The sequence below is a fragment of the Komagataeibacter oboediens genome, from assembly GCF_003207815.1.
Taxonomy (GTDB): domain Bacteria; phylum Pseudomonadota; class Alphaproteobacteria; order Acetobacterales; family Acetobacteraceae; genus Komagataeibacter; species Komagataeibacter oboediens.
The window spans coordinates 12,557-32,701 of record NZ_NKTX01000009.1 but is presented as its reverse complement, the minus strand read 5'-3'; the positions used below and the strand labels follow the sequence as shown (position 1 = coordinate 32,701).

The 20,145-nt window shown below is 63.1% G+C and carries 22 protein-coding genes; 14 read left to right on the top strand and 8 right to left on the bottom strand.

The genetic code is table 11. The features are described from left to right. From CFR80_RS06565 to CFR80_RS06550, 4 genes are all read left to right on the top strand, one after another. A complete protein-coding gene (locus tag CFR80_RS06565; protein WP_010514547.1) occupies positions 1-696 on the top strand; it encodes a P-loop NTPase family protein in 696 nt (231 codons plus the stop codon). Then, the gene (locus CFR80_RS06560; RefSeq protein WP_010514546.1) at positions 696-1,649 is read left to right on the top strand and encodes an MlaD family protein; all 954 of its coding nucleotides are present in this window, start codon (positions 696-698) and stop codon (positions 1,647-1,649) included. Before CFR80_RS06565 ends, CFR80_RS06560 begins: the two co-directional genes overlap by 1 nt. Further along, complete coding sequence (locus tag CFR80_RS06555; protein ID WP_010514545.1) at positions 1,646-2,533, top strand: hypothetical protein; 888 nt, start codon at positions 1,646-1,648, stop codon at positions 2,531-2,533. Before CFR80_RS06560 ends, CFR80_RS06555 begins: the two co-directional genes overlap by 4 nt. A gap of 167 nt (positions 2,534-2,700) precedes the next feature. Beyond that, positions 2,701-3,300, top strand: coding sequence for a GNAT family N-acetyltransferase (locus tag CFR80_RS06550; RefSeq protein ID WP_110507188.1), 600 nt, complete (start codon positions 2,701-2,703; stop codon positions 3,298-3,300). A gap of 214 nt (positions 3,301-3,514) precedes the next feature. On the opposite strand, the gene CFR80_RS06545 is transcribed toward CFR80_RS06550, so the two are convergent. The 7 genes from CFR80_RS06545 to sucC all read right to left on the bottom strand — a co-directional run bounded on the left by CFR80_RS06545 (position 3,515) and on the right by sucC (position 10,193). Beyond that, positions 3,515-4,975, bottom strand: coding sequence for a SulP family inorganic anion transporter (locus CFR80_RS06545; protein WP_010514543.1), 1,461 nt, complete (start codon positions 4,973-4,975; stop codon positions 3,515-3,517). Positions 4,976-5,009: 34 nt separating this feature from the next. Then, entirely contained in the window at positions 5,010-5,537 is a 528-nt protein-coding gene (locus CFR80_RS06540; protein ID WP_010514541.1) for a 6-pyruvoyl trahydropterin synthase family protein, read from the bottom strand. Beyond that, entirely contained in the window at positions 5,530-6,267 is a 738-nt protein-coding gene (queC, locus tag CFR80_RS06535) for a 7-cyano-7-deazaguanine synthase QueC (protein WP_010514540.1), read from the bottom strand. Before queC ends, CFR80_RS06540 begins: the two co-directional genes overlap by 8 nt. Position 6,268: 1 nt before the next feature. After that, the gene (gene queE / locus CFR80_RS06530) at positions 6,269-6,904 is read right to left on the bottom strand and encodes a 7-carboxy-7-deazaguanine synthase (RefSeq protein ID WP_010514539.1); all 636 of its coding nucleotides are present in this window, start codon (positions 6,902-6,904) and stop codon (positions 6,269-6,271) included. 85 nt (positions 6,905-6,989) lie between these two features. Beyond that, positions 6,990-8,009, bottom strand: a complete 1,020-nt coding sequence (gene bioB, locus CFR80_RS06525) for a biotin synthase BioB (protein ID WP_010514538.1) — start codon at positions 8,007-8,009, stop codon at positions 6,990-6,992. Between the two features lie 107 nt (positions 8,010-8,116). Further along, positions 8,117-8,989: a succinate--CoA ligase subunit alpha gene (sucD, locus tag CFR80_RS06520; protein ID WP_010514537.1), complete on the bottom strand. Its 873-nt coding sequence runs from the start codon at positions 8,987-8,989 to the stop codon at positions 8,117-8,119. Positions 8,990-8,993: 4 nt separating this feature from the next. After that, on the bottom strand, positions 8,994-10,193 hold the full coding sequence (sucC, locus tag CFR80_RS06515; protein ID WP_010514536.1) for an ADP-forming succinate--CoA ligase subunit beta: 1,200 nt from the start codon (positions 10,191-10,193) through the stop codon (positions 8,994-8,996). A gap of 185 nt (positions 10,194-10,378) precedes the next feature. Between sucC and CFR80_RS06510 the strand changes: the two genes are divergently transcribed. From CFR80_RS06510 to mltG, 10 genes are all read left to right on the top strand, one after another. Next, entirely contained in the window at positions 10,379-11,203 is an 825-nt protein-coding gene (locus tag CFR80_RS06510) for an acyl-ACP desaturase (RefSeq protein WP_010514535.1), read from the top strand. A gap of 53 nt (positions 11,204-11,256) precedes the next feature. Next, on the top strand, positions 11,257-11,874 hold the full coding sequence (locus tag CFR80_RS06505) for a Dabb family protein (RefSeq protein WP_048855311.1): 618 nt from the start codon (positions 11,257-11,259) through the stop codon (positions 11,872-11,874). Positions 11,875-11,911: 37 nt separating this feature from the next. Further along, positions 11,912-12,670 (top strand): glycine betaine ABC transporter substrate-binding protein, encoded by a 759-nt coding sequence (locus CFR80_RS06500; RefSeq protein ID WP_010514533.1) that lies wholly within the window; start codon positions 11,912-11,914, stop codon positions 12,668-12,670. Positions 12,671-12,679: 9 nt separating this feature from the next. Continuing rightward, positions 12,680-13,954 (top strand): class I SAM-dependent methyltransferase, encoded by a 1,275-nt coding sequence (locus CFR80_RS06495; RefSeq protein WP_110507187.1) that lies wholly within the window; start codon positions 12,680-12,682, stop codon positions 13,952-13,954. 2 nt (positions 13,955-13,956) lie between these two features. After that, positions 13,957-14,484 (top strand): YdcF family protein, encoded by a 528-nt coding sequence (locus CFR80_RS06490; protein WP_010514527.1) that lies wholly within the window; start codon positions 13,957-13,959, stop codon positions 14,482-14,484. 65 nt (positions 14,485-14,549) lie between these two features. Next, positions 14,550-15,527 (top strand): ACP S-malonyltransferase, encoded by a 978-nt coding sequence (gene fabD, locus CFR80_RS06485; RefSeq protein WP_029329489.1) that lies wholly within the window; start codon positions 14,550-14,552, stop codon positions 15,525-15,527. 74 nt (positions 15,528-15,601) lie between these two features. Then, complete coding sequence (fabG, locus tag CFR80_RS06480) at positions 15,602-16,357, top strand: 3-oxoacyl-[acyl-carrier-protein] reductase (RefSeq protein ID WP_029329488.1); 756 nt, start codon at positions 15,602-15,604, stop codon at positions 16,355-16,357. A 257-nt stretch (positions 16,358-16,614) separates the two neighbouring features. Beyond that, positions 16,615-16,854, top strand: coding sequence for an acyl carrier protein (locus CFR80_RS06475; protein ID WP_003618476.1), 240 nt, complete (start codon positions 16,615-16,617; stop codon positions 16,852-16,854). A 70-nt stretch (positions 16,855-16,924) separates the two neighbouring features. Beyond that, entirely contained in the window at positions 16,925-18,208 is a 1,284-nt protein-coding gene (gene fabF / locus CFR80_RS06470) for a beta-ketoacyl-ACP synthase II (RefSeq protein WP_083819088.1), read from the top strand. A gap of 61 nt (positions 18,209-18,269) precedes the next feature. After that, positions 18,270-19,268 (top strand): endolytic transglycosylase MltG, encoded by a 999-nt coding sequence (gene mltG, locus CFR80_RS06465; protein ID WP_010514523.1) that lies wholly within the window; start codon positions 18,270-18,272, stop codon positions 19,266-19,268. A 29-nt stretch (positions 19,269-19,297) separates the two neighbouring features. Here mltG and CFR80_RS06460 read toward each other — a convergent pair whose 3' ends face one another. Further along, a complete protein-coding gene (locus CFR80_RS06460) occupies positions 19,298-20,119 on the bottom strand; it encodes a lipid-binding SYLF domain-containing protein (RefSeq protein WP_010514522.1) in 822 nt (273 codons plus the stop codon). Positions 20,120-20,145: the final 26 nt, after the last annotated feature.

Below are 20,145 nucleotides of genomic sequence, written 5' to 3'. Positions count from 1 at the left end.
ATGACAGCCAACGCTCCCCTGCTGGAACTGCGTGATGCCGTCCCGTCATTCGAGGAAAGCGGGCTGATGCCCGCGCCCTATAACCTGCGTATCATGCCCGGTGAGTGCGCGGTGATCGACTGCCGTGATTTCGAACGCGCCGCCATGTTCGCGGACCTGTGTTCGGGTATGATTTCGCTGACGCAGGGCAGCATCAAGTTCATGGGACTGGACTGGAGCACACTGCGCGACCGGCAGCTGAACGCGCTGCGTGGGCGTATCGGCCGTATTTCGCGCAGCAGCAGCTGGCTCAACCTGTTTGGCACGCATCTCAATATCATGCTGCCGCATCTGTACCATACAACGGACCCGTTTGATCATGTGGTCCTGTCCGCCACGGAACTGGGGCACCGGTTTGGTTTTCCCGGTCTGCCCACATCGACGCCCGACCGGCTGTCGGGGGCTGACCTGGCACGGGCGGCATGTGTGCGGGCCTTTGTGGGGCGGCCGGACCTGCTGGTGCTGGAGGATATTTCCGACACGCTGCCAGAGGAGAACATCCTGCCGTTTCTTGAAATGATGACCGCGGCGCGGGATCGCGGCTGTGGCGTGTTATGGTTCGTGCGGTCAGCAGCAGCGTGGCATGAATATCGCAAGGCGGTGAATATCCACATGCGCCTTCTTGATGAAGGTCTTTTTCCCATGCGGGTGGTGTAATGGTCCAGAAACAACAGTCAGACGGAATCCGGCAGCTTGTGCGTGTCCGTTACGCCGATGAATGGGTGGGGATACTTGTCCTTGTGTCCCTTGTCATCCTGCTTGGGGCAGTGATCGAAGCTGGCGTGCTGCGTGACTGGCTGACCCCTGCGGGCAAGCTGCGGATTGTCCTGCCTGAAAACGGGGTCAGTGGCCTGTCGGTCGGTGATGATCTTCAGGTGATGGGCATTCATGCCGGCACGGTGCGGCGCGTGCGGATCAACCCGGCGGGCGGCATGTACGCCATTGCCGAAATCGATCCCGATATCGAACCCTATATTCGCCGTGACAGCACGGCCATCATCCGCAAGCAGTTCGTCGTGGCCGGGGCCAGCTACATCGATATTTCACGCGGGACAGGGGACAAGCTGGACTGGAGCTATGCGGTGCTGAGCGCCACCAACGCCCCGAACCCGGCTGATACCATTACCCAGACCTTCAGTGACATCCGCGATCGTGTCATCCCGGTTCTGGATAACGCGCAGCACATGATGGCAACGCTGGACGCAACCATTACGGACATGCATGCGGGCAAGGGATCCATCGGGCGGCTCATGACCAATGATGACCTGATCCGCCAGGCGGAACAGATGATCACCAGCCTGAACGCCACGGTCAGCCAGTTGACACCAATTGAAAAACAGCTTGCCGGCGTGATGGACAAGGCCAGCGCCAGCATGACCAACGTGCAGAAGGCGACAGGTGATCTGAGCAACGCCTCCCCGGCCATTACCCAGAACCTGAAGGATGCCAGCCAGCAGCTGCCAGTGCTGCTGGTGCAGGCACAGACGACTGCCAGCAGCCTGCAGAAGCTGGTCGATCAGATGCGTGGCCTGTGGATACTGGGCGGCAACGGCAACAAGACGGCGAAGCATGCCCATGCCCGTCTTCCGGCGCAGAAGGTGCAGCCATGAAAATGAAGAAGGAATACGCGACCCTCGGCCTTGCCCTGGTGCTGGCAGGATGCGGCGGGGGGCAGGCTGTCACCCAGCCGGGCGATACCACCCTGTCGCAGGACATGGATACTGCGAAGGATGCCGTGGGACTTGAGCGCCTTGCCGTGGCGGAACAGCAGTACCGCGCAGCTGGCCAACGCGCCGTTGCACGCGATGATGTCACGGCCATAGGCGATGCTGGCTACAACCTTGCGACGGTGCAACTGGATGAAGGCAAGCCACAGGATGCGCTGTCCACGGTAACCGCGACACGTTCGGCCCTGGCGATGCGAGGCCAGACGGGCGATGATTCCGGTCTGGATCTGGTGCAGGCAGGCGCGCTGCACCGGCTGGGGCGGGAGACCGAAGCTGCTGCAGCGGCATCACGCGCCGCAGGTGCGCAGGACACCGATATCGTCGAGAAAGCCCAGCTGATCCGGGGGCTGATTGCCGATGACAGCGGGGATCAGGCCACGCTGGCTTCTGTTGATGCCTATTTCGCCAACCTCACCGGAAAGCTCCCGGATAGCTGGACGGCGGATGCGAAGGAAATCGCTGCCCGTAACCTGCTGGTCACCGGTGGCAGCACGCAGACCGCAATGCAGGATGCAATGCAGGCGGCGACCATTCGCCAGACACAGGTGGATTACCGTGATATGGCCCGCGCCCTTGGCGTTGCCGGTCGTGCCGCGGCCAAGGCAGGAAATGCACAGGCCGCCGCCCAGCTTTATGCCCGCGCCAGCCAGAGCGCGCTGCAGGCGGGTGACAAGACGACAGCCGCCCAATGGGCAAAACTGGCGGGTACCACCTCTGCTGTTGATCCCTTTGCGCTACCCGCGACAGCAACGACGAAGAAAAAATAAGGGTCAGGCCACAGCCGTGGGCTGATCCGTTCAGGGGCGGGCGTCAGGGCTGGGAAACAGCGGGCTGTTGGACCGCGCATCTGCCTGAAACATTTTTCCGTATGAGTCCGCACGCAGGTTTCAGGGCTGCGTCTTGACCCGTTCCGTATCCCGATCAATGTTGGGATATGGAACAGGAGCAGATGATGGGCGTGCGGTTGCCGGTACTGGAAACACCACGTCTGTATTTACGGCCGCTGGGAATGGAAGATGTCCCTGCGCTGCAGCAGACCTTTCCCCGGTGGGAAATTGTAAAGTATCTGTCCCGTCGCGTTCCCTGGTCTTATGGGCCGGATGCAGCGTTAACTTATATACGGGATATTTCGCTGCCCGCCATGGCGTGTGGCGAACTGTGGGAATGGTCAATCCGTCCGCGCGTGGCTCCTGAAACGCTGATTGGCGTGATTACCCTGATGAAAAGTGAAAAAAACCCGCAGGGGGATAACCGGGGGTTCTGGCTTGCACCGGAATGGCAGGGACAGGGCCTGATGACCGAAGCAGTCGAGGCCGTGACCGATTACTGGTTCACCGTGCTGGCGCAGCCAGTCCTGCGTACTGCCAAGGCTGGGGAAAACCGGGCCTCGAGCGCAATCTCACGCAAGACGGGCATGCGGCTGGTCGAGCGGTTTCACCGTGATTTCCTGTGTGGCGACCAACTGCCAGCCGAACGATGGGAAATAACCCGTGAGGAGTGGCTGACCCGAAAAAAACGCCTGAAGACAGTCTGACTATGGATCTAATGAACGTTTCTGGTGAAGCTTTTTTCAAAAAGATTCGGGAAATGGCGCCTTTTTGAAAAAGCGCTCCAAACTTTTATTATTTTTTATCAATTCCTTATTCGGAACAGTCACTTGGGTTCCCTCCGCATGGGGACCTGCCTTTGCGGGAACCATACACTGAACGCCTGATCGGTGGTCGCCAGATACGACCACCATCGCGTTTTCATTCCGCTGGCTGCAGGCGGGTATGGCGTGCCAGCAGTTTTGTGCTGGCACCGTTCAGGCCGATCAGCTGCACGTCCTTGCCCTGTGCCTCCATCTTGCCGATCAGTTCCTCCAGCATGCCGGCAGCCGTCATGTCCCATATATGGGCATGCGTCAGGTCGATCGTGATGTGACGGGCCGTATCATGCAGGTCGAACGCATCGGCAAACCCGTCGGATGATGCAAAGAAGACCTGTCCGTTCACGATATAGGTGCGTCGCGTGCCGTCATCGGACAGCGTGCTGGTGACCGACAGCATGCTGGATACCTGAAAGGCAAAGAACAGCCCGTTCAGCAGCACACCCACGGCCACCCCGGCGGCAAGGTCATGCGTACCAACGACGACAGCCACCGTTGCCAGCATGATGACGCTGGTGGTGCGTGGATGATGGACAAGGTCGCGCAGGGAGGACCAGGAAAACGTACTGGCCGAAACCATGATCATGATGGCCACAAGGGCAGCCACCGGCACCTGCGCAACCCACGGACGCAGCGCCACCATAAGCAGCAGCAGGAAAGCGCCCGCGACAAAGGTGGACAGCCGCCCCCGTCCGCCATAACGCAGGTTGCCCACTGTCTGTCCGATCATGCCACAACCCGCAATCCCGCCAAACAGGCCGACCGCGATATTGGCAATCCCCAGCCCCATGCATTCCTGCCGCTTGCTGCTGTGGGTTTCCGTCAGGTCATCCACCACGCGCGCCGTCATCATGGATTCCAGCATGCCCACGCTGGCCATGGCCAGTGCATAGGGGGCGATGATGTTCAGGGTATCCAGTGAGAACGGTACATCAGGCCAGACCAGATGCGGCAGACTGTCAGGCAGGCGGCCAAGATCCGCCACCGTGTGCAGCGGCATGGGGCACAGCACGGATATGACCGTCAGGATCACGATGCAGATCAGTGGCGACGGGATGGCCGAAAAAAGACGGGGCAGGGTATAGATGATCGCCAGCCCCAGCGCGATCATGGCGTAGGTATGCCATGTCACATGCAGCATGTGCGGAACCTGTGCTGAAAAGATCAGGATCGCCAGCGCATTGACAAACCCGGTCCGGACCGGACGGGAAACATAGCGCATCAGCACATGCAGGCGGAGGAGGCCGAAGATGACCTGCAGCAGTCCACACAGAAGGGTTGCCGCCAGCAGGTACTGAACACCGTGGCCACGCACCAGAGCTGCCGCCACCAGCGCCACGGACCCGGCCGCGCCCGAAATCATGCCCGGCCTGCCGCCGGTAAAGGCAATGACCACGCTTATGACAAAGGATGCATAAAGCCCGACCGCGGGATCGACCCCGGCGACAAAGGAAAATGCAATGACTTCGGGGATCAGCGCAAACGTGCCGACCATGCCGGCCAGGGTATCACGCGTGATGTTGCCGAACCATTCCTGACGGTAGCGGGCGAGTGCAGACATGAAGGAAACCGGGCCTTTCAGGGCGAGGGGGTCATCAGGTATCGGACAGGGTCATGTCCGGCCGCCGCCACCAGCATTGCGGGGCGGGACGGGGGCAGGGCAGGACCGCCAGCGGGTCGCCGCTGTAACGGACCGTGTTGGTGGGTGTTTCCTCGATTTCGATGCTGGCGCAGGTCAGCGCCCCGCCATCGGCTGCAAGGAAGGCATTGAGCTTGGCCATGAGCAGACAGGCCAGAAGCTCCGTCGTGGGGTCGCCCGGCGTGACCAGTATCCGCTGCGCGCGCTGGGGCTCGTTATGGGTAAACCACGCAAGCAGGGGATCATCTTCGGCCAGTTGCAGGGCATGATCGACATGATCGTCGATAAAACCGTGCCAGACACCCTTCGCGCGCTGGAAGGGCATGACCATGTTGGCGTAGCCATCCAGCGCCGTGGGGGCCGTGGCGCGCAGGTACGCGCGAATATATTCATTATGGCCGTGGGGCAGGGCGCAGCGTTCGCTTTCACCGGCCAGCAGCCGGTGCGCCATGGAAAAGCGCCGGGTAAAAACCAGTTCAAACATGCTGGCGCGCCGCCATGAACTGCTCCCACCCTGCCTTGCGCAGCTGGCAGGCGGGGCAGGTGCCGCAGCCGTGTCCCCATGCATGCAGCGTGCCGCGCGAGCCAAGGTAGCAGCTGTGGCTTTCACGGTTGATCAGGCGGACAAGCGCGTTACCGCCCAGCTGGCGGGCCAGTTCCCATGTCTGCGCCTTGTCGATCCACATAAGCGGTGTGTGCAGCACGTAATGACTGTCCATGCCCAGGTTGAGCGTGACCTGCAGGGATTTGATCGTATCGTCGCGGCAGTCCGGATAGCCGGAATAATCCGTTTCGCACACGCCGGTCACGATATGGCGGATATGGCGGCGCGCGGCCAGGGCTGCCGCAAATGTCAGGAAAATCAGGTTCCGACCGGGCACGAATGTATTGGGCAGGCCGTTTTCATTCATCGTGATTTCGGCTTCGCGCGTCAGCGCCGTGTCCGAGACGGTGCCAAGGGCGGCAAGGTCGAGCGTATGGTCCGCGCCCAGGCGCTGCGCCCACTGGGGATTTTCCGTAGCCATTCCGTCACGCAGCGCATCACGGCATTCCAGTTCGACCGCGTGGCGTTGCCCGTAATCGAACCCCAGCGTTTCCACCCGGCCAAAACGCGACAGCGCCCATGCCAGACAGGTGGCTGAATCCTGTCCACCGGAAAACAGCACCAGCGCCGCTTCGTTTTCAGGATGGGATGGGGGAGGGGGAACGCTCATGTCAGGGGATCCCGATCAGCTTGTGGGTCTGCAATGACAGTCGCCATTGCGGGTGGTGCATGCAGTATGTGACCGCATCAACGGTGTTCTGGGTGCTGCGGGCGTTGTCCATGGGTTGAAGCCAGAACTGCCGGAAATCAAGCCCGGCCACCAGGTCGGGCATCAGGTCGGGCTGGGGAAAGACCAGCTTCAGTTCATGCCCGCGTGTCTGGACCAGTGGCGCACCGGATTTCGGACTGACGCATATCCAGTCGATACCATCGGGCGCGGGCAGGGTGCCATTGGTTTCCACCGCAATTTCAAAGCCACGCGCATGAACAGCCGCGACCAGCGCATCATCCAGCTGCAACAGGGGCTCGCCGCCGGTAAAGACGACAAAGGCGGCATCCCTGTCCGGTGCCGGCCACTGCTGCGCAATGGCGTCGGCCAGATCGTCCGGGGTGGCGAAACGGCCCCCACCGGCACCATCCGTGCCAATGAAATCCGTATCACAGAAGCGGCAGGTCGCCCGCTCCCGGTCGCGTTCCAGGCCGGACCACAGGTTGCAGCCTGTAAACCGGCAGAATACCGCCGTACGGCCTGCCTGTGCGCCCTCACCCTGCAGGGTGGGGAATATTTCCTTTACGGTATAGGACATGTTCCAGATTTCATACTGCACGCGGCCGGCAGCGGACCCCGCGTGGGAACTGTCCCAGCCGGTCCCGCGCCCGGCTGCGTCGGGTTCAGCCCTGCCTGTGTGATGTATGCATGCCCAGCCGGTCAAGCAACTGCCGGTCACGCAGGGCGGCGGGATTGGGTGTCGTCAGCAGGCGTTCGCCATAGAAAATGGAGTTGGCGCCAGCAAGGAAGCACAGTGTCTGGGCCTCATCGGTCATGTCCTCGCGGCCTGCGGCAAGACGCACGCGGCTGGCGGGCATGGTGATGCGGGCGGCGGCAATGGTGCGGACGAATTCGATCGGGTCGACCGTTTCGTCAGACCTGTCCGCCAGCGGCGTCCCCTCCACCCGGACCAGCATGTTGATCGGCACGCTTTCGGGGTGGCGGGGCAGGCTGGCCAGCGCCGCGATCATGCCAGCGCGGTCCGTGCTGTCTTCCCCCATGCCGACAATGCCGCCACAGCAGACATTGATCCCGGCATCGCGCACGTTTTCCAGCGTATCCAGCCGGTCCTGAAAGGTACGGGTGGAAATGATGTCGCCATAATATTCGGGCGAGGTGTCGATGTTATGGTTGTAGTAATCCAGCCCGGCGGACTTCAGTTTGTGTGCCTGCGTGTTGTCGAGCATGCCCAGCGTCACGCAGCTTTCCAATCCCAGCGCCTTGACGCCTTCGACCATGGCGCACACGGTATCCAGGTCATGGTCCTTGGGGCTGCGCCATGCGGCCCCCATGCAGAAGCGCGCGGCCCCGGCAGCCTTTGCCGCACGGGCTTCCTTCAGCACCTCTTCCACCGCCATCAGGCGGCTGGCCTTGACGCCGCCATCTTCATGCATGGCGCTTTGCGGGCAGTAGGCACAGTCTTCGGGGCATCCGCCGGTCTTGATCGACAGCAGGGTGGAAATCTGCATTTCCGTGGGATCGAAGCGGGCGCGATGTACCGTCTGCGCCCGATAGATCAGGTCCGGGAACGGCAGGGCCATAAGGGCCGCGACTTCATCACGCGTCCAGTCTGTCCTTATGGGGGGCAGGCTGGTGGCCCCGGCGTGCATGGACAGGGTGTCCGGGCTGCTCCCATCGGGCATCGGTCTGGATCCTCTGGTGGTCAGGTGGAAAACGCTTCCGACTGTGCCATACAAAACCGGCGATGACCATACTTTTATTATTATGGGGCCATCGCCGGAACGGGGGATCAGCCCAGCACGCGCGCCAGTGTCGTGCCCAGTTCGGCGGGGCTGGGGGCGACATGGATGCCCGCTTCACGCAGGGCCTCGATCTTGGCGCTGGCGGTTTCGTGTCCGCCGGTAATGACGGCGCCCGCATGGCCCATGCGGCGGCCCGGGGGGGCGGTGGCGCCTGCAATGAAGCCCACCACCGGCTTGCGTGTGCCGCTGGCGCGGATCAGTTCGGCACCCTCGATTTCGGACGTGCCGCCGATTTCGCCGATCATGACGATGGAATGCGTATCCGGGTCCGCGATCATGCGTTCCAGCACATCGGTAAAGTCCATGCCCTTGACCGGGTCACCACCAATGCCGACGCAGGTGCTCTGTCCCTGCCCGATGGCGGAGGTCTGGGCCACGGCCTCATAGGTCAGGGTGCCCGAGCGCGAGACGATGCCAACATGGCCCCGGCGGTGGATCGGACCGGGCATGATGCCGATCTTGCATTCATCGGGGGTGATGATGCCGGGACAGTTCGGACCGACCAGCAGGCTGTCGGAACGTTCAAGGGCGGCACGCACGCGCACCATGTCCTGCACCGGAATGCCTTCGGTAATGCACACGATCAGCGGGATACCGGCGGCGATTGCCTCAAGGATCGCATCCGCCGCACCGGCGGGCGGCACGTAGATGACGGAGGCGTCGGCCCCCGTGGCCTCACGCGCCTGCGCCACGGTGTCGAATACCGGCAGGCCAAGATGCAGGCTGCCGCCCTTGCCCGGCGTGACGCCGCCGACCATGCGGGTGCCATAGGCAATGGCCTGTTCGGTATGGAAGGTGCCCTGCGCGCCGGTAAAGCCCTGCGTGATCACCTTGGTGGACTGGTTGACGAGAATGGACATTCACTCAGGCTCCCGCATTACGGACGGCGGATACGATCTTGCGGGCGGCATCGCCCAGATCATCGGCGGGGATGATGGTCAGGCCGGATTCAGCCAGCAGCGCCTTGCCGCGTTCGACATTCGTGCCGGCCAGGCGCACGACCAGCGGCACGTTCAGCCTGGTTTCGTGCGATGCGGCGATAATGGCCTCCGCAATCACGTCGCAGCGCATGATGCCGCCGAAGATGTTGACCAGGATGCCGCGCACCTTGGGGTCACCGATCAGGATACGGAAGGCTGCCGCCACCCGTTCCTTGGACGCGCCGCCACCGACATCAAGGAAGTTGGCGGGTTCCTCGCCTTCCATCTTGATGATGTCCATCGTTGCCATGGCCAGGCCCGCGCCGTTGACCATGCAGCCGATATTGCCATCCAGCCCGACGTAGGCCAGCCCGTATTCGGCGGCTTCACGCTCACGCGGGTCTTCTTCATGCACGTCGCGCAGTCTGGCAAGGTCAGGGTGGCGGAACAGTGCGTTCTCATCGAACGACATCTTGGCGTCCAGCGCCAGCAGGTCGCCCGCCCCGGTCACGACCAGCGGGTTGATTTCCACGATCGCGGCATCAAGGCCGGTAAAGGCGTTGTAGGCGGAACGCACGACGTTCTGGAACGCTCTGATCTCGCGCCCCTTCAGGCCAAGGCGCACGGCCACGTCGCGTGACTGGTAATCACACAGGCCCTTGGCCGGGTCGATATATTCCTTGAGGATGCGTTCAGGCGTGCGGGCCGCCACGTCCTCGATCTCCATGCCGCCATCGGGGGAGGCAACAATGACGATCTGGCCGGTGCTGCGATCAACCAGCATGGAAAAATACAGTTCGCGCGCGATGTCGCAGCCGGATTCGATATACAGCGTGCGGACAAGGCGGCCCGCGGGGCCGGTCTGCTTGGTGATCAGCACTTCGCCCAGCATGGCCTGTGCCGCGTCGGTCACGTCGTCTGCGCTGCGGGCCAGGCGCACGCCGCCCTTGCCCTCGGGCTTGCCCGCAAAATGCCCGGCGCCGCGGCCACCGGCGTGGATCTGCGCCTTGACCACGGTAACGGGCGCGTCCAGGGCGCTGGCGGCGGCGGCAGCTTCCGCAACGGTGGTGGCGGCACGTCCTTCAGGCACGGGCATGCCGTAGGAGCGCAGAAGCGCCTTTGCCTGATATTCGTGAATATTCATTTTGGCGACCCAATCTGTCGTTCTTATTGGCGGTGTCGGGCTACGCCCCTAGCACGATATGGCCCCGGAATGACAGGGGTGGGATGGATGCGGGATTGGCGTAATCATGAAACATGTGTCATGTCCTCTCCAACAGTGGCACGCGCGGCGCGCCGTCATGGAGAAAATGCAGAAGACAGGTAGCGATGAAACACTGGCGCATTGAACAGATGAACTGGGACCGTTTCGATCCGCGACGTGTGGACCCTGACATTGTCCCCTTGGTCAAGGCCGCATCGGTCGTGGAACGGAATGGCCTGGATTATGCCTGTTATCTGAAGAACGTGTTCGCCGATGACCCCGATTTCAGCAGGGCGGCGGATAACTGGGCGCAGGAAGAGGTCCAGCATGGCGACGCGCTGGGCCGGTGGGCCATGCTGGCGGACCCGTCATGGGACTACATGGCGGCGTTTGACCGGTACCGGCAGTCCTACAGGCTGGATCTGGATGTCGATGCCTCCATCCGCGGGTCGCGCACGGGGGAACTGATTGCGCGCTGCATGGTGGAAACAGGAACATCGTCATTCTATACCGCACTGGCCGATGCGACGGACGAACCGGTGCTCAAGGCGATATGCCGCCAGATTGCGGCGGATGAATACCGCCATTTCAAGCTGTTCTATGATCATATGCACCGCTACCTGCGGCGCGAGCACCTTGGGGTATGGCAGCGCACGCGCATTGCGCTGGGACGGGTGACGGAAAGCGAGGATGACGAACTGGCCTCTGCCTTCCATACCACCAATGAACCCAGCACCGTGCCCTATGACCACAAGCGCTGCATTGCCGCCTACATGTCGCGCGCGCTGCGGTTTTACCAGCCGCGCCATGCCGTGCGGGTGACGGGCATGATCCTCAAGACCATCGGCTGGACGCCGCACGGGCGGCTGCATGCGCTGATCGCGCGGGCGGTGTATCGCCTGCTCATGATGCGCCAGCGCAAATTTGCGCGGGTCATGGCCTTGGCCTGAGCGCATCCACACGACAGACAGGAATGAAGACAGACATAATGAAGTTTCGGGACATGAAGACGGGGTATCTTGCCCTTCTGGCGGCAGGCTGTCTGCTTGTGGCGGGTACGGCGCGGGCGGATGCACCCGCCGCCCCCGATACGGCGGGGACGGATACACCGCCCGAAGCCCAGATCAGCGACGCCGCCCATGCCGAGAGGCTGATCGCATCCCAGGTCGGACTGCTGCACTTCACGGCACCCACGTTCCATCAGGGCACGGTGCGGCATATCGTCATGTTCCGGTTCCTGCCCACCATTACCGATGCCCAGCGCGCAGAGGTCGTACGCCGCTTCATGGCGCTGCGCCAGATTTCCCGGCGCAGCGATGGCAGCCCCGTCGTCACCTCCATCGAGACGGGGGCGCAGATGAGTGGTGAAGGTCTGGATGAAGGGCTGCAGCAGGCCTTCGTGGTCACATTCCGTTCGGAAGGCGACCGCAATTATTATGTCGGCCGTCCCGTCGTGACCGATCCGGCCTATTTCGATCCTGCGCACGAAGCCTTCAAGAAATTCGCGGCCCCCTTCATCGTCAGCACCCTCGTGTTCGATTATGCCCTTCCTTCCGCGCATCCCCAGCCCAAGGCCCCGGTCCGGACCGGTCGCCTGCGCGTGCCCCTGCAGCAGGGCTGACACGCCGGGCACATTCCCATCAATGGAGTAAGATTACATGACAACCGTGACCCTGGGTCATCTGGACAACACCCTGCAGCAGGCATCGGCGGCGGCCGTGGCGCGCGTGCTGGAAGCCTATGAACTTGAAATCGAATATGTCGTGGCTGCCCGTGACGAAATGGTGGAACACATGCGCCGTGGCGATGTGGACCTGTTCGTGTCCGCATGGCTGCCGGATGTCGATGCGGCCTTCCTTGCCCCCGATCTGGGCATGGAGGCGTTTGGCCAGCTCTACCGTCCCGCCTTTGGCTGGTGCGTGCCCGAAGCGGCGGCAACCGGCATCACGTCGGTGGCCCAGCTGGCGGGCGAGGGCTGCCCCATCGGCCGTGAGATCGTGACCCCGGAATCCATCCTTGACCGCGTGCGTCAGGTTGTCGCCGCCTACAACCTGACGGAAGCGGGATACACCATCGCCAGCCGTCCCGACGCGGAAGCCTGTGACCACGCGGCCCATATCCTTGCCGGTGGCCTGCCTGAAATCATCCCGACCTGGCAGCCGTCCTTCCTGCATTACGGGCAGCGCCTTGTGCAGCTGGATGACCCGAAGGGGACGTTCGGGGCTGAACAGGACGCCCGCATCCTGCTGCGTTCCGCCATCAGGGGGGACATGGATCAGGACCTGCTGGACGAACTGGATGAACTGACGCTGGGCAACAAGGTGGTCAGTGCGCTGGATCATGCCATGCGCTTTGACGGCATGAGTGCCGATGAGGCGGCCGAGGCATGGCAGCGCGGCAAGCTGCTGCCGCGCTGAGGCCCCGTCATGAGCCAGCATGAAACCGATGTCCTGCCCGCCCATGATGCACGTGATGCAGGCCTTCAGGCCCAGTACGAGCAGTATCCCTATCCCGCCCGCGACCCGCGTGAGGAAAAGAGCCGTCTGCTGATCGGCAGTCCCAGCCACCTGCGCGAAATCGATTACTGGGTGTTCGGGGCCACCCGGCCGCAGTCAGTACCCCTGCGGGTTCTGGTGGCGGGGTGTGGCACGGGGGACGGGGCCATCATGCTGGCCACCCACATGGCGCGCGCGGGACGGGCGGGGGAGGTGCTGTGCCTGGACCGTTCCACCGTGGCGCTGGAAACGGCGCGGGCGCGGGCGCAGGTGCGTGGTCTGGAAAACATGCGCTTCGTGCGTGGCGACCTGACCAGCCTTGCTTCGGTTGCGCCCGGACCGTTCGACTATATCGACTGCTGTGGCGTACTGCATCACCTGCCTGACCCGGATGCCGGGCTTGCGGCGCTGGAGGGCGTGCTGGCCCCCGGTGGGGGGATGGGCCTCATGGTCTATGCCCCGTACGGGCGCACGGGCGTGTACATGCTGCAGGACGCGCTGGAGCGGCTGGCCCCGGTGGCGGATGCGCCGGGGCAGCGGCTGGACGTGGCGCGCCGCGTCATGCGGCACCTGCCCGCCACGGCATGGCTGCGGCAGAATGGTAATTTTGGTGATCATCTGACCGGGGGGGATGCGGGGCTGTATGACCTGCTGCTCAACCCGCGTGACCGTGCCTATGACATCACGGCCTTCCATGGCCTGCTGGACCGCGCGGGGCTGGCTGCCACGTGCCTGATGGAACCGGCCCGTTACGATCCCGCCCTGCTGCTGCCTGACCCGCGCCTGCGCGACCGGATTGCGGCACTGCCCGAACGCGCACGTCAGGCCGTGGCGGAGGACGTGGCGGGTAACATGGCCACCCATGTCGCCTATGTCCGCCGTGCGGGCGAGCCCGTGACCCGCGCCGACGCCATGGCGGCGGATGCGGTGCCCGTCATGCGTGAAATCCCGGGCATCGAACTTGCCCGTATGATCGGCGGCAACGACCGGCTGCCGTTTGCTTTTGGCACGTTGCAGGTTGCAATCGCCGTGCCGCCGCAGACGCGCGGTATCCTGCCCCTGATCGATGGGGAGCGCACGGTGGGCGAGATCGGAGCGATCATGGAAACGCGCGGCCTGTCCGCCAGCCGCTTTGCAAAGGTCTGGGAACAGGTCTTCACCACGCTGGAATCGCTGAACCGGGTGCTGCTGCGCGCACCGCGCTGACCATGGTGGACCATGCGCTGCCGGTCGTCATATTCGGCGCGAAGCTGAAACCTGACGGCACGCCCACGCGCACGTTGCGGCTGCGGGTGGCGGCGGCGCATGCCTTTGGCACGCGGCAGGGCAGGGTGATGTACGTGCCCACAGGAGGCCCCTCACCACCCTCGGGGCGGAGGGAGGCGGCCGTCATGGCCGATATGCTGCATGCCGCTGGTGTCCCGCCTGACGGCGTGGTGGTGGAGGATACGGCACCGGATACGCTGGCCTCGGTCATCCGGTGTTCGGCGCTGTTGCGGCGGCGGGGACATGCAGGGCCGGTGGCCGTGGCCAGCAGTGCCTACCACCTGCCGCGCTGCCTGCTGCTCATGCGTATGATGGGATGGCGTGTGGTGCGTGTGCCCCCGCCCCCCGTGCCTGCGGCCCGTGGTGTGGGCAGGCGGTGGTTCTGGCGGCTACGTGAAGGGGCGGCGCTGCCTTGGGATGCGCTGCTGCTGGCCGGTTACCGGCTACGCGGATGGCGGGATGGTGATTGACACTGCCTGCCGCAACCCGCATCACGCGGATGAACCGAAAAACAATATGAGTGTGGATGGAAGTCATGCCTGTGCAAGCCTTTGTTTTCCCCGGTCAGGGAAGTCAGTCTGTTGGAATGGGACGCGATCTGGCCGAGGCATTCGCCCCTGCGCGGGAAGTGTTCCAGGAAGTGGATGACGCGCTGGGACAGCATCTCTCGAAACTCATGTTCGATGGCCCGATGGAGGACCTGACCCGCACTGACAATGCCCAGCCCGCGCTCATGGCGGTCTCGCTTGCCGTCCTGCGGGTGCTGGAGCGCGAGGGGGGCGTGGACCTTAAACGGGACGTAGCGCTGGTAGCCGGGCATTCGCTGGGCGAATATTCGGCCCTTGCGGCGGCAGGTGCGCTGGGTGTGGCCCAGACGGCCCGCCTGCTGCGCCTGCGCGGCAATGCCATGCAGAAGGCCGTGCCGCCGGGCATGGGGGGCATGGCGGCCCTGATCGGTGTGGGCATGGATATGGAACGCGCCACCAGCCTGTGCGCGGAAGCCGCGACCTTTACCGATGACGCGGGGAAGGTCCATACGCAGGTACTCGAGGTCGCGAACGACAATGGCGGCGGCCAGGTGGTCGTGGCGGGGGAAATGGCGGCAATTGACCGCGTGATCGCGCTGGCCAGGGCGCAGGGTGTCAAGCGCGCGCTCAAGCTGCCGGTGTCCGCCCCGTTCCACTGTTCGATGATGGCCCCTGCGGCGGAGGAAATGCGCGCGGCGCTGGCCGATACCGACATCAAGGTGCCGGTCGTGCCCGTGGTGGCGAACGTGACGGCGGCCAAGGTTACGGATCCGGCCACGATCCGCGACCTGCTGGTGCGTCAGGTGACCGGCACCGTGCGCTGGCGTGAAAGCGTGGATGCGATGGTGGCCATGGGTGTCGACAGCTTTGTCGAAATCGGTTCGGGCAAGGTGCTGTCGGGTCTGGTGAAGCGGATCAATGGCGATGTGGCCACCCGTCCGGTCGGGACCCCGGCCGATATCGAAGCCTATCTGGCCGCGCGCTGAGAGAGGCGTCTGTCCTGCGGCCCCGGCCGTGGGATCGTGTTTTGTTGATGGATACCGAAGGGAACGGACAGGTCATGTTCAGGCTGGACGGAAAGGTTGCTCTGGTTACCGGGGCATCGGGTGGAATCGGGCGCGAGATCGCGCGCGCACTGCATGCACAGGGTGCGGTCGTGGTGCTGTCGGGCACCCGGCAGGCGGTGCTGGAAGACGTGGCGGCATCCATCGGCGCGGAAGGTGGCGCGGACCGGCTGCATGTCTGCCCCGCTGACCTGTCGGATGCGGCGGCGGCTGACGCGCTGGTCGCCTGCGCCGAGGAAAAGGCCGGTGCGCCACTGGCCATTCTGGTCAACAATGCCGGGCTGACGCGTGATACGCTTGCGATTCGGATGAAGGACGAGGACTGGAACCGTGTGCTGGACGTTGATCTGGCCGCTCCCTTCCGGCTGTGCCGCGCGGCCCTGAAGGGCATGCTGCGCCGCAGGGCGGGGCGGATTGTCAACATCGCTTCCGTCGTGGGGGTGACGGGCAATGCGGGGCAGGCCAATTATGCCGCCGCCAAGGCCGGGATGATCGGCATGGGCAAGTCGCTGGCGCAGGAAGCGGGCAGCCGTGGCGTGACCGTCAATACCGTGGCGCCGGGCTTCGTGCAGACCGCCATGACCGATGTCCTGCCGGATGCGCAGAAGGAAAAGCTGGTCGGATCCATTCCCCTTGGCCGCATGGGCCAGGCGACGGACATCGCCCCGGCCGTGGTTTACCTTGCCTCGGACGAGGCCGGGTGGGTCACCGGGGCCACGATCCACGTCAACGGCGGCATGGCGATGGTCTGACAGATGTGATATTTTGCTGGACAGCAGGCCGGAAGTGACAAAAAAGATAGTCCTGACAGCCGCGCTGTCCCCTTAATTGCGGGGCAAGCAGACAGGAAATGCATTCGCCGCCTTGGCGATCGCATCAAAACCGTGCTAATCGCCCGCAGCTTCGTCCGAAGCGGGCTGGTGTGCAACACTGGTTTGCAGGGACGTTACACGACGAACACGTTTCGAACCGCCCGTTTCTTTCAGGGGCAGACAGGAAGCAGAGACAGATGAGCGAAATCGCCGATAAGGTTAAGAAGATCGTAGTCGAGCACCTTGGTGTGGACGAAAGCAAGGTTACCCCCGACGCCTCTTTCATCGATGATCTGGGCGCGGACAGCCTGGACACGGTTGAACTGGTCATGGCGTTTGAGGAAGCGTTCAGCGTCGAGATCCCCGAAGACGCAGCCGAAAAGATCACGACCGTGAAGGACGCGATCGACTACATCGAGAAGCAGAAAGCTGCCTGATCGGTCTGTTTCCGATCATAATTACACGAATTCAGTCAGGTATCGTTACTTTCAGGAGCAGGACGGGTTGATGCAGTCTACCGGATTAACGTCTGGACAGCGGCGCGTTGTCGTAACCGGTATGGGCATTGTCAGCCCTCTCGGACTGGGTGTGGAGCGGAACTGGTCACGCCTTGTGGCCGGGGAAAACGGCTTTGGCCGCATTTCTTCGTTCGACGCGTCCGACCTGCCGGCACAGGTTGCGGGTGAAGTGCCCGCGGGGCCAACGGAAAGTGGCGGCCTGACCCTTTCGGACTGGGTACCGGTCAAGGACCAGAAAAAGATGGATCGTTTCATCCATCTTGGTCTTGTCGCCGCGACCGAGGCGGTCGAGGATTCGGGCTGGAAGCCGGAATCGGAAGAAGACCGCTGCCGCACCGGCGTCATGATTGGCGCGGGTATCGGTGGTCTACAGACCATTTACGAGGCATCCGTGACGGTGAAGGAAGGGCGGGCGCGTCGCCTGTCGCCTTTCTTCATTCCGTCCGCCCTGATCAATCTGGTCTCGGGGCATGTCTCCATCAAATACGGATTCAAGGGACCGAACCATTCGGTTGTTACGGCCTGCGCCACGGGTGTGCATGCCATTGGCGACGCGGCCCGCATGATCATGCTGGGGGATGCGGACGTCATGGTTGCCGGTGGCGCCGAAGCCGCCGTGTGCCCTCTGGGCATTGCGGGTTTCTGCTCCGCCAAGGCGCTGTCCACCCATTTTAACGATACCCCGGAAAAGGCATCCCGTCCGTGGGACCGTGACCGCGACGGTTTCGTGATGGGTGAAGGTGCCGGTATCGTGGTGCTGGAAGAATACGAACACGCCAAGGCTCGTGGCGCCAAGATCTATGCCGAGGTCATCGGCTACGGTATGTCTGGTGACGCGCACCATATCACGGCCCCGGCAGCAGGGCATGAAGGTGCCTTCCGCGCCATGCAGAACGCCATGCGCAGCGCGGGCCTGACGCCTGCTGATATCCAGTATGTCAACGCCCATGGCACATCAACCATGGCCGATGACCTGGAACTTGACGCGGTTGAACGCCTGTTTGGTGATGACGCGCGCAATCTGGCCATGTCGTCCACCAAATCTGCCACGGGGCACCTTCTGGGAGCGGCTGGTGCTGTGGAAGCGATCTATTCCATCCTGGCCATTCGCGACAATGTCGCGCCGCCAACGCTCAATCTGGATAATCCGTCGCGTGAAAGCGTGATCGACCGGATTGCGCACACGGCACAGGAACGCAGGATCGATACGATCCTGTCCAACAGTTTCGGGTTTGGCGGAACCAATGCCAGCGTGATCCTGCGCGGCGTGTGAAACCGGGGCGCCTGCAGGCGCCCTTTTCATTTCAGGAACATCTCAGGAGTAAGGAGAGGGCGTGCGCAGGGTTCTGGCTGCACTTGGACTGGTATTTCTGGTGCTGGTCGTGTCTGCTCTGGGTATCGTCTTTGTCGGGGTGCGACAGTATGAAGCCCCCGGTCCCCTGATTGAAGAGCGTACGGTCGTCATTCCGCACGGTGGCACGGAACAGGTCCTGCTGACATTGCAGCAGGCGGGCGTTCTGGATACCGGGGTGCTGACCCGGAACGTGTTTGAAGCCGCAACGGCCCTGACCCGCGTGGATGGGGCATTTCATGCTGCCGAACTGGTTTTCCCCGCTCATGCGTCCATACAGCAGACGTTGTTCGTGCTGCGTCATGGCAGGCCGGTGGTGCACAGGCTGACGGTGCCCGAAGGCCTGTCCGCGATCCAGATTGCAAACCTGCTGGAACATGCACCGTATATGGATGGCAGCTTTCCGTTTCCTGCTGAAGGGTCGGTCATGCCGCTGACCTATGATTATGAATGGGGCATGCCGCGGGCGCAGATGCTGTCCCGCATGCAGCATGCCATGGATCGTGCGCTGGATCAGGCATGGGAGGGGCGGGACGTGGACCCCACCATCATGAACCGCCAGGACCTGCTGGTTCTGGCATCCATGATCGAACGGGAGACAGGAAACCCGGCGGAACGACCAATGGTGGCGCGCGTATTCCTGAACCGCCTGCATCAGGGCATGAAACTGCAATCCGACCCGACCGTGGTGTATGGGCTGAATCAGGGGGCCGGACCATTGGGCCATGCCCTGTCACATGCCGACCTTATGCAGCCTACGGCTTATAATACGTATGTGATTGCGGGGTTGCCGCCGGGGCCCATCTGTTCACCGGGGCAGGCTGCGCTACAGGCGGCAGCCCACCCGGCGCCTGGTGATCAGTTGTATTTTGTGGCGAACGGCCAAGGTGGCCACGATTTTGCGGCGACGCTGGGGGATCATAACCGCAATGTATCCGCATATCGGGCCGGCAGGCGTGTGCAGGCAGTTGCCCCCCGGTAAGGGGGGCTGTCTGGCTATTGCGATGGCTGTTACTGGGGCGGCAGGCTCTGGCTGCTGACCGATCCGGACGGGGCCGTGGCGACAGGCTGTGTCTGGGTGGTGGTATTCGTGGTGGTGGTCTGGCCGCTGGTCTTGTCCGGGCGGCTCTGGGCCGTGGTCAGGACTTCACTCAGGGCAGAGCGCAGCGGGTCCGCGCCGGAGTTGTTGACGCGCATGGAGACCACGATATCTTCCGGCCCGACAATCTGGTTGTAATAGGCCCGGTTGGCGGCACTGTTGACCCGCATCTTGGACCCGCCAAGGGCCGCACCGGCAAACAGCCCCTTGGATTTCTGTACGCCCTTGATGCTGGTATTGTGCTCGCCCGCCGTGCCGCTTTCCAGTCCGGACCCGGAGGACGCGAATGACGTGCCGACATCCGCGCTCAGCTTCATCTGGCTGTCCAGCAGGGACTGCACGCCATCGTCAGTCATGACGAACAGCATGACCTCGACATCCTGCATGCCCAGCTGGAGGCCGAAATTGGCCGACGACATACGGTAGAACGCCGGGTCGGACCATGATCCATGCGCATCACGCGTCAGGAAAACACAGCCCCCCCCGCCGCCGCCAAAGGCGATCGACATACGGAAGACGGACGGGCAGACAATGACCCCGCGCGCTTCGGCAAGGTAACGGGTCACCTTGCTGCCTGCAGTTGCGGTGGAAAACATGTCACGAACGGTCAAGGTGGCGCGGTCCACCAGGCTCTGTTCTTCTTCCATGCTGGCGGCCATGGCCGTGTGCAGCGGTATCATCAGGGCCAGGGTGGCGAGTGATGTCCTGATGAGATGAAACTTGTGCAAACCCATGCTCCCTTTCCGATTCGTAACGGCAG

What these genes read in the sequence shown, in the direction of transcription:
- CFR80_RS06500 (WP_010514533.1), top strand. Translation starts at nt 11,912, where the DNA reads ATGACAACCGTGACCCTGGGTCATCTGGACAACACCCTGCAGCAGGCA.
- queC (WP_010514540.1), bottom strand. Translation starts at nt 6,267, where the DNA reads ATGAGCGTTCCCCCTCCCCCATCCCATCCTGAAAACGAAGCGGCGCTG.
- sucD (WP_010514537.1), bottom strand. Translation starts at nt 8,989, where the DNA reads ATGTCCATTCTCGTCAACCAGTCCACCAAGGTGATCACGCAGGGCTTT.
- CFR80_RS06505 (WP_048855311.1), top strand. Translation starts at nt 11,257, where the DNA reads ATGAAGACGGGGTATCTTGCCCTTCTGGCGGCAGGCTGTCTGCTTGTG.
- CFR80_RS06475 (WP_003618476.1), top strand. Translation starts at nt 16,615, where the DNA reads ATGAGCGAAATCGCCGATAAGGTTAAGAAGATCGTAGTCGAGCACCTT.
- queE (WP_010514539.1), bottom strand. Translation starts at nt 6,904, where the DNA reads ATGTCCTATACCGTAAAGGAAATATTCCCCACCCTGCAGGGTGAGGGC.
- bioB (WP_010514538.1), bottom strand. Translation starts at nt 8,009, where the DNA reads ATGCCCGATGGGAGCAGCCCGGACACCCTGTCCATGCACGCCGGGGCC.
- CFR80_RS06540 (WP_010514541.1), bottom strand. Translation starts at nt 5,537, where the DNA reads ATGTTTGAACTGGTTTTTACCCGGCGCTTTTCCATGGCGCACCGGCTG.
- fabG (WP_029329488.1), top strand. Translation starts at nt 15,602, where the DNA reads ATGTTCAGGCTGGACGGAAAGGTTGCTCTGGTTACCGGGGCATCGGGT.
- CFR80_RS06555 (WP_010514545.1), top strand. Translation starts at nt 1,646, where the DNA reads ATGAAAATGAAGAAGGAATACGCGACCCTCGGCCTTGCCCTGGTGCTG.
- CFR80_RS06460 (WP_010514522.1), bottom strand. Translation starts at nt 20,119, where the DNA reads ATGGGTTTGCACAAGTTTCATCTCATCAGGACATCACTCGCCACCCTG.
- CFR80_RS06550 (WP_110507188.1), top strand. Translation starts at nt 2,701, where the DNA reads ATGGAACAGGAGCAGATGATGGGCGTGCGGTTGCCGGTACTGGAAACA.
- sucC (WP_010514536.1), bottom strand. Translation starts at nt 10,193, where the DNA reads ATGAATATTCACGAATATCAGGCAAAGGCGCTTCTGCGCTCCTACGGC.
- CFR80_RS06565 (WP_010514547.1), top strand. Translation starts at nt 1, where the DNA reads ATGACAGCCAACGCTCCCCTGCTGGAACTGCGTGATGCCGTCCCGTCA.
- CFR80_RS06545 (WP_010514543.1), bottom strand. Translation starts at nt 4,975, where the DNA reads ATGTCTGCACTCGCCCGCTACCGTCAGGAATGGTTCGGCAACATCACG.
- CFR80_RS06510 (WP_010514535.1), top strand. Translation starts at nt 10,379, where the DNA reads ATGAAACACTGGCGCATTGAACAGATGAACTGGGACCGTTTCGATCCG.
- CFR80_RS06490 (WP_010514527.1), top strand. Translation starts at nt 13,957, where the DNA reads ATGGTGGACCATGCGCTGCCGGTCGTCATATTCGGCGCGAAGCTGAAA.
- fabF (WP_083819088.1), top strand. Translation starts at nt 16,925, where the DNA reads ATGCAGTCTACCGGATTAACGTCTGGACAGCGGCGCGTTGTCGTAACC.
- CFR80_RS06495 (WP_110507187.1), top strand. Translation starts at nt 12,680, where the DNA reads ATGAGCCAGCATGAAACCGATGTCCTGCCCGCCCATGATGCACGTGAT.
- fabD (WP_029329489.1), top strand. Translation starts at nt 14,550, where the DNA reads ATGCCTGTGCAAGCCTTTGTTTTCCCCGGTCAGGGAAGTCAGTCTGTT.
- CFR80_RS06560 (WP_010514546.1), top strand. Translation starts at nt 696, where the DNA reads ATGGTCCAGAAACAACAGTCAGACGGAATCCGGCAGCTTGTGCGTGTC.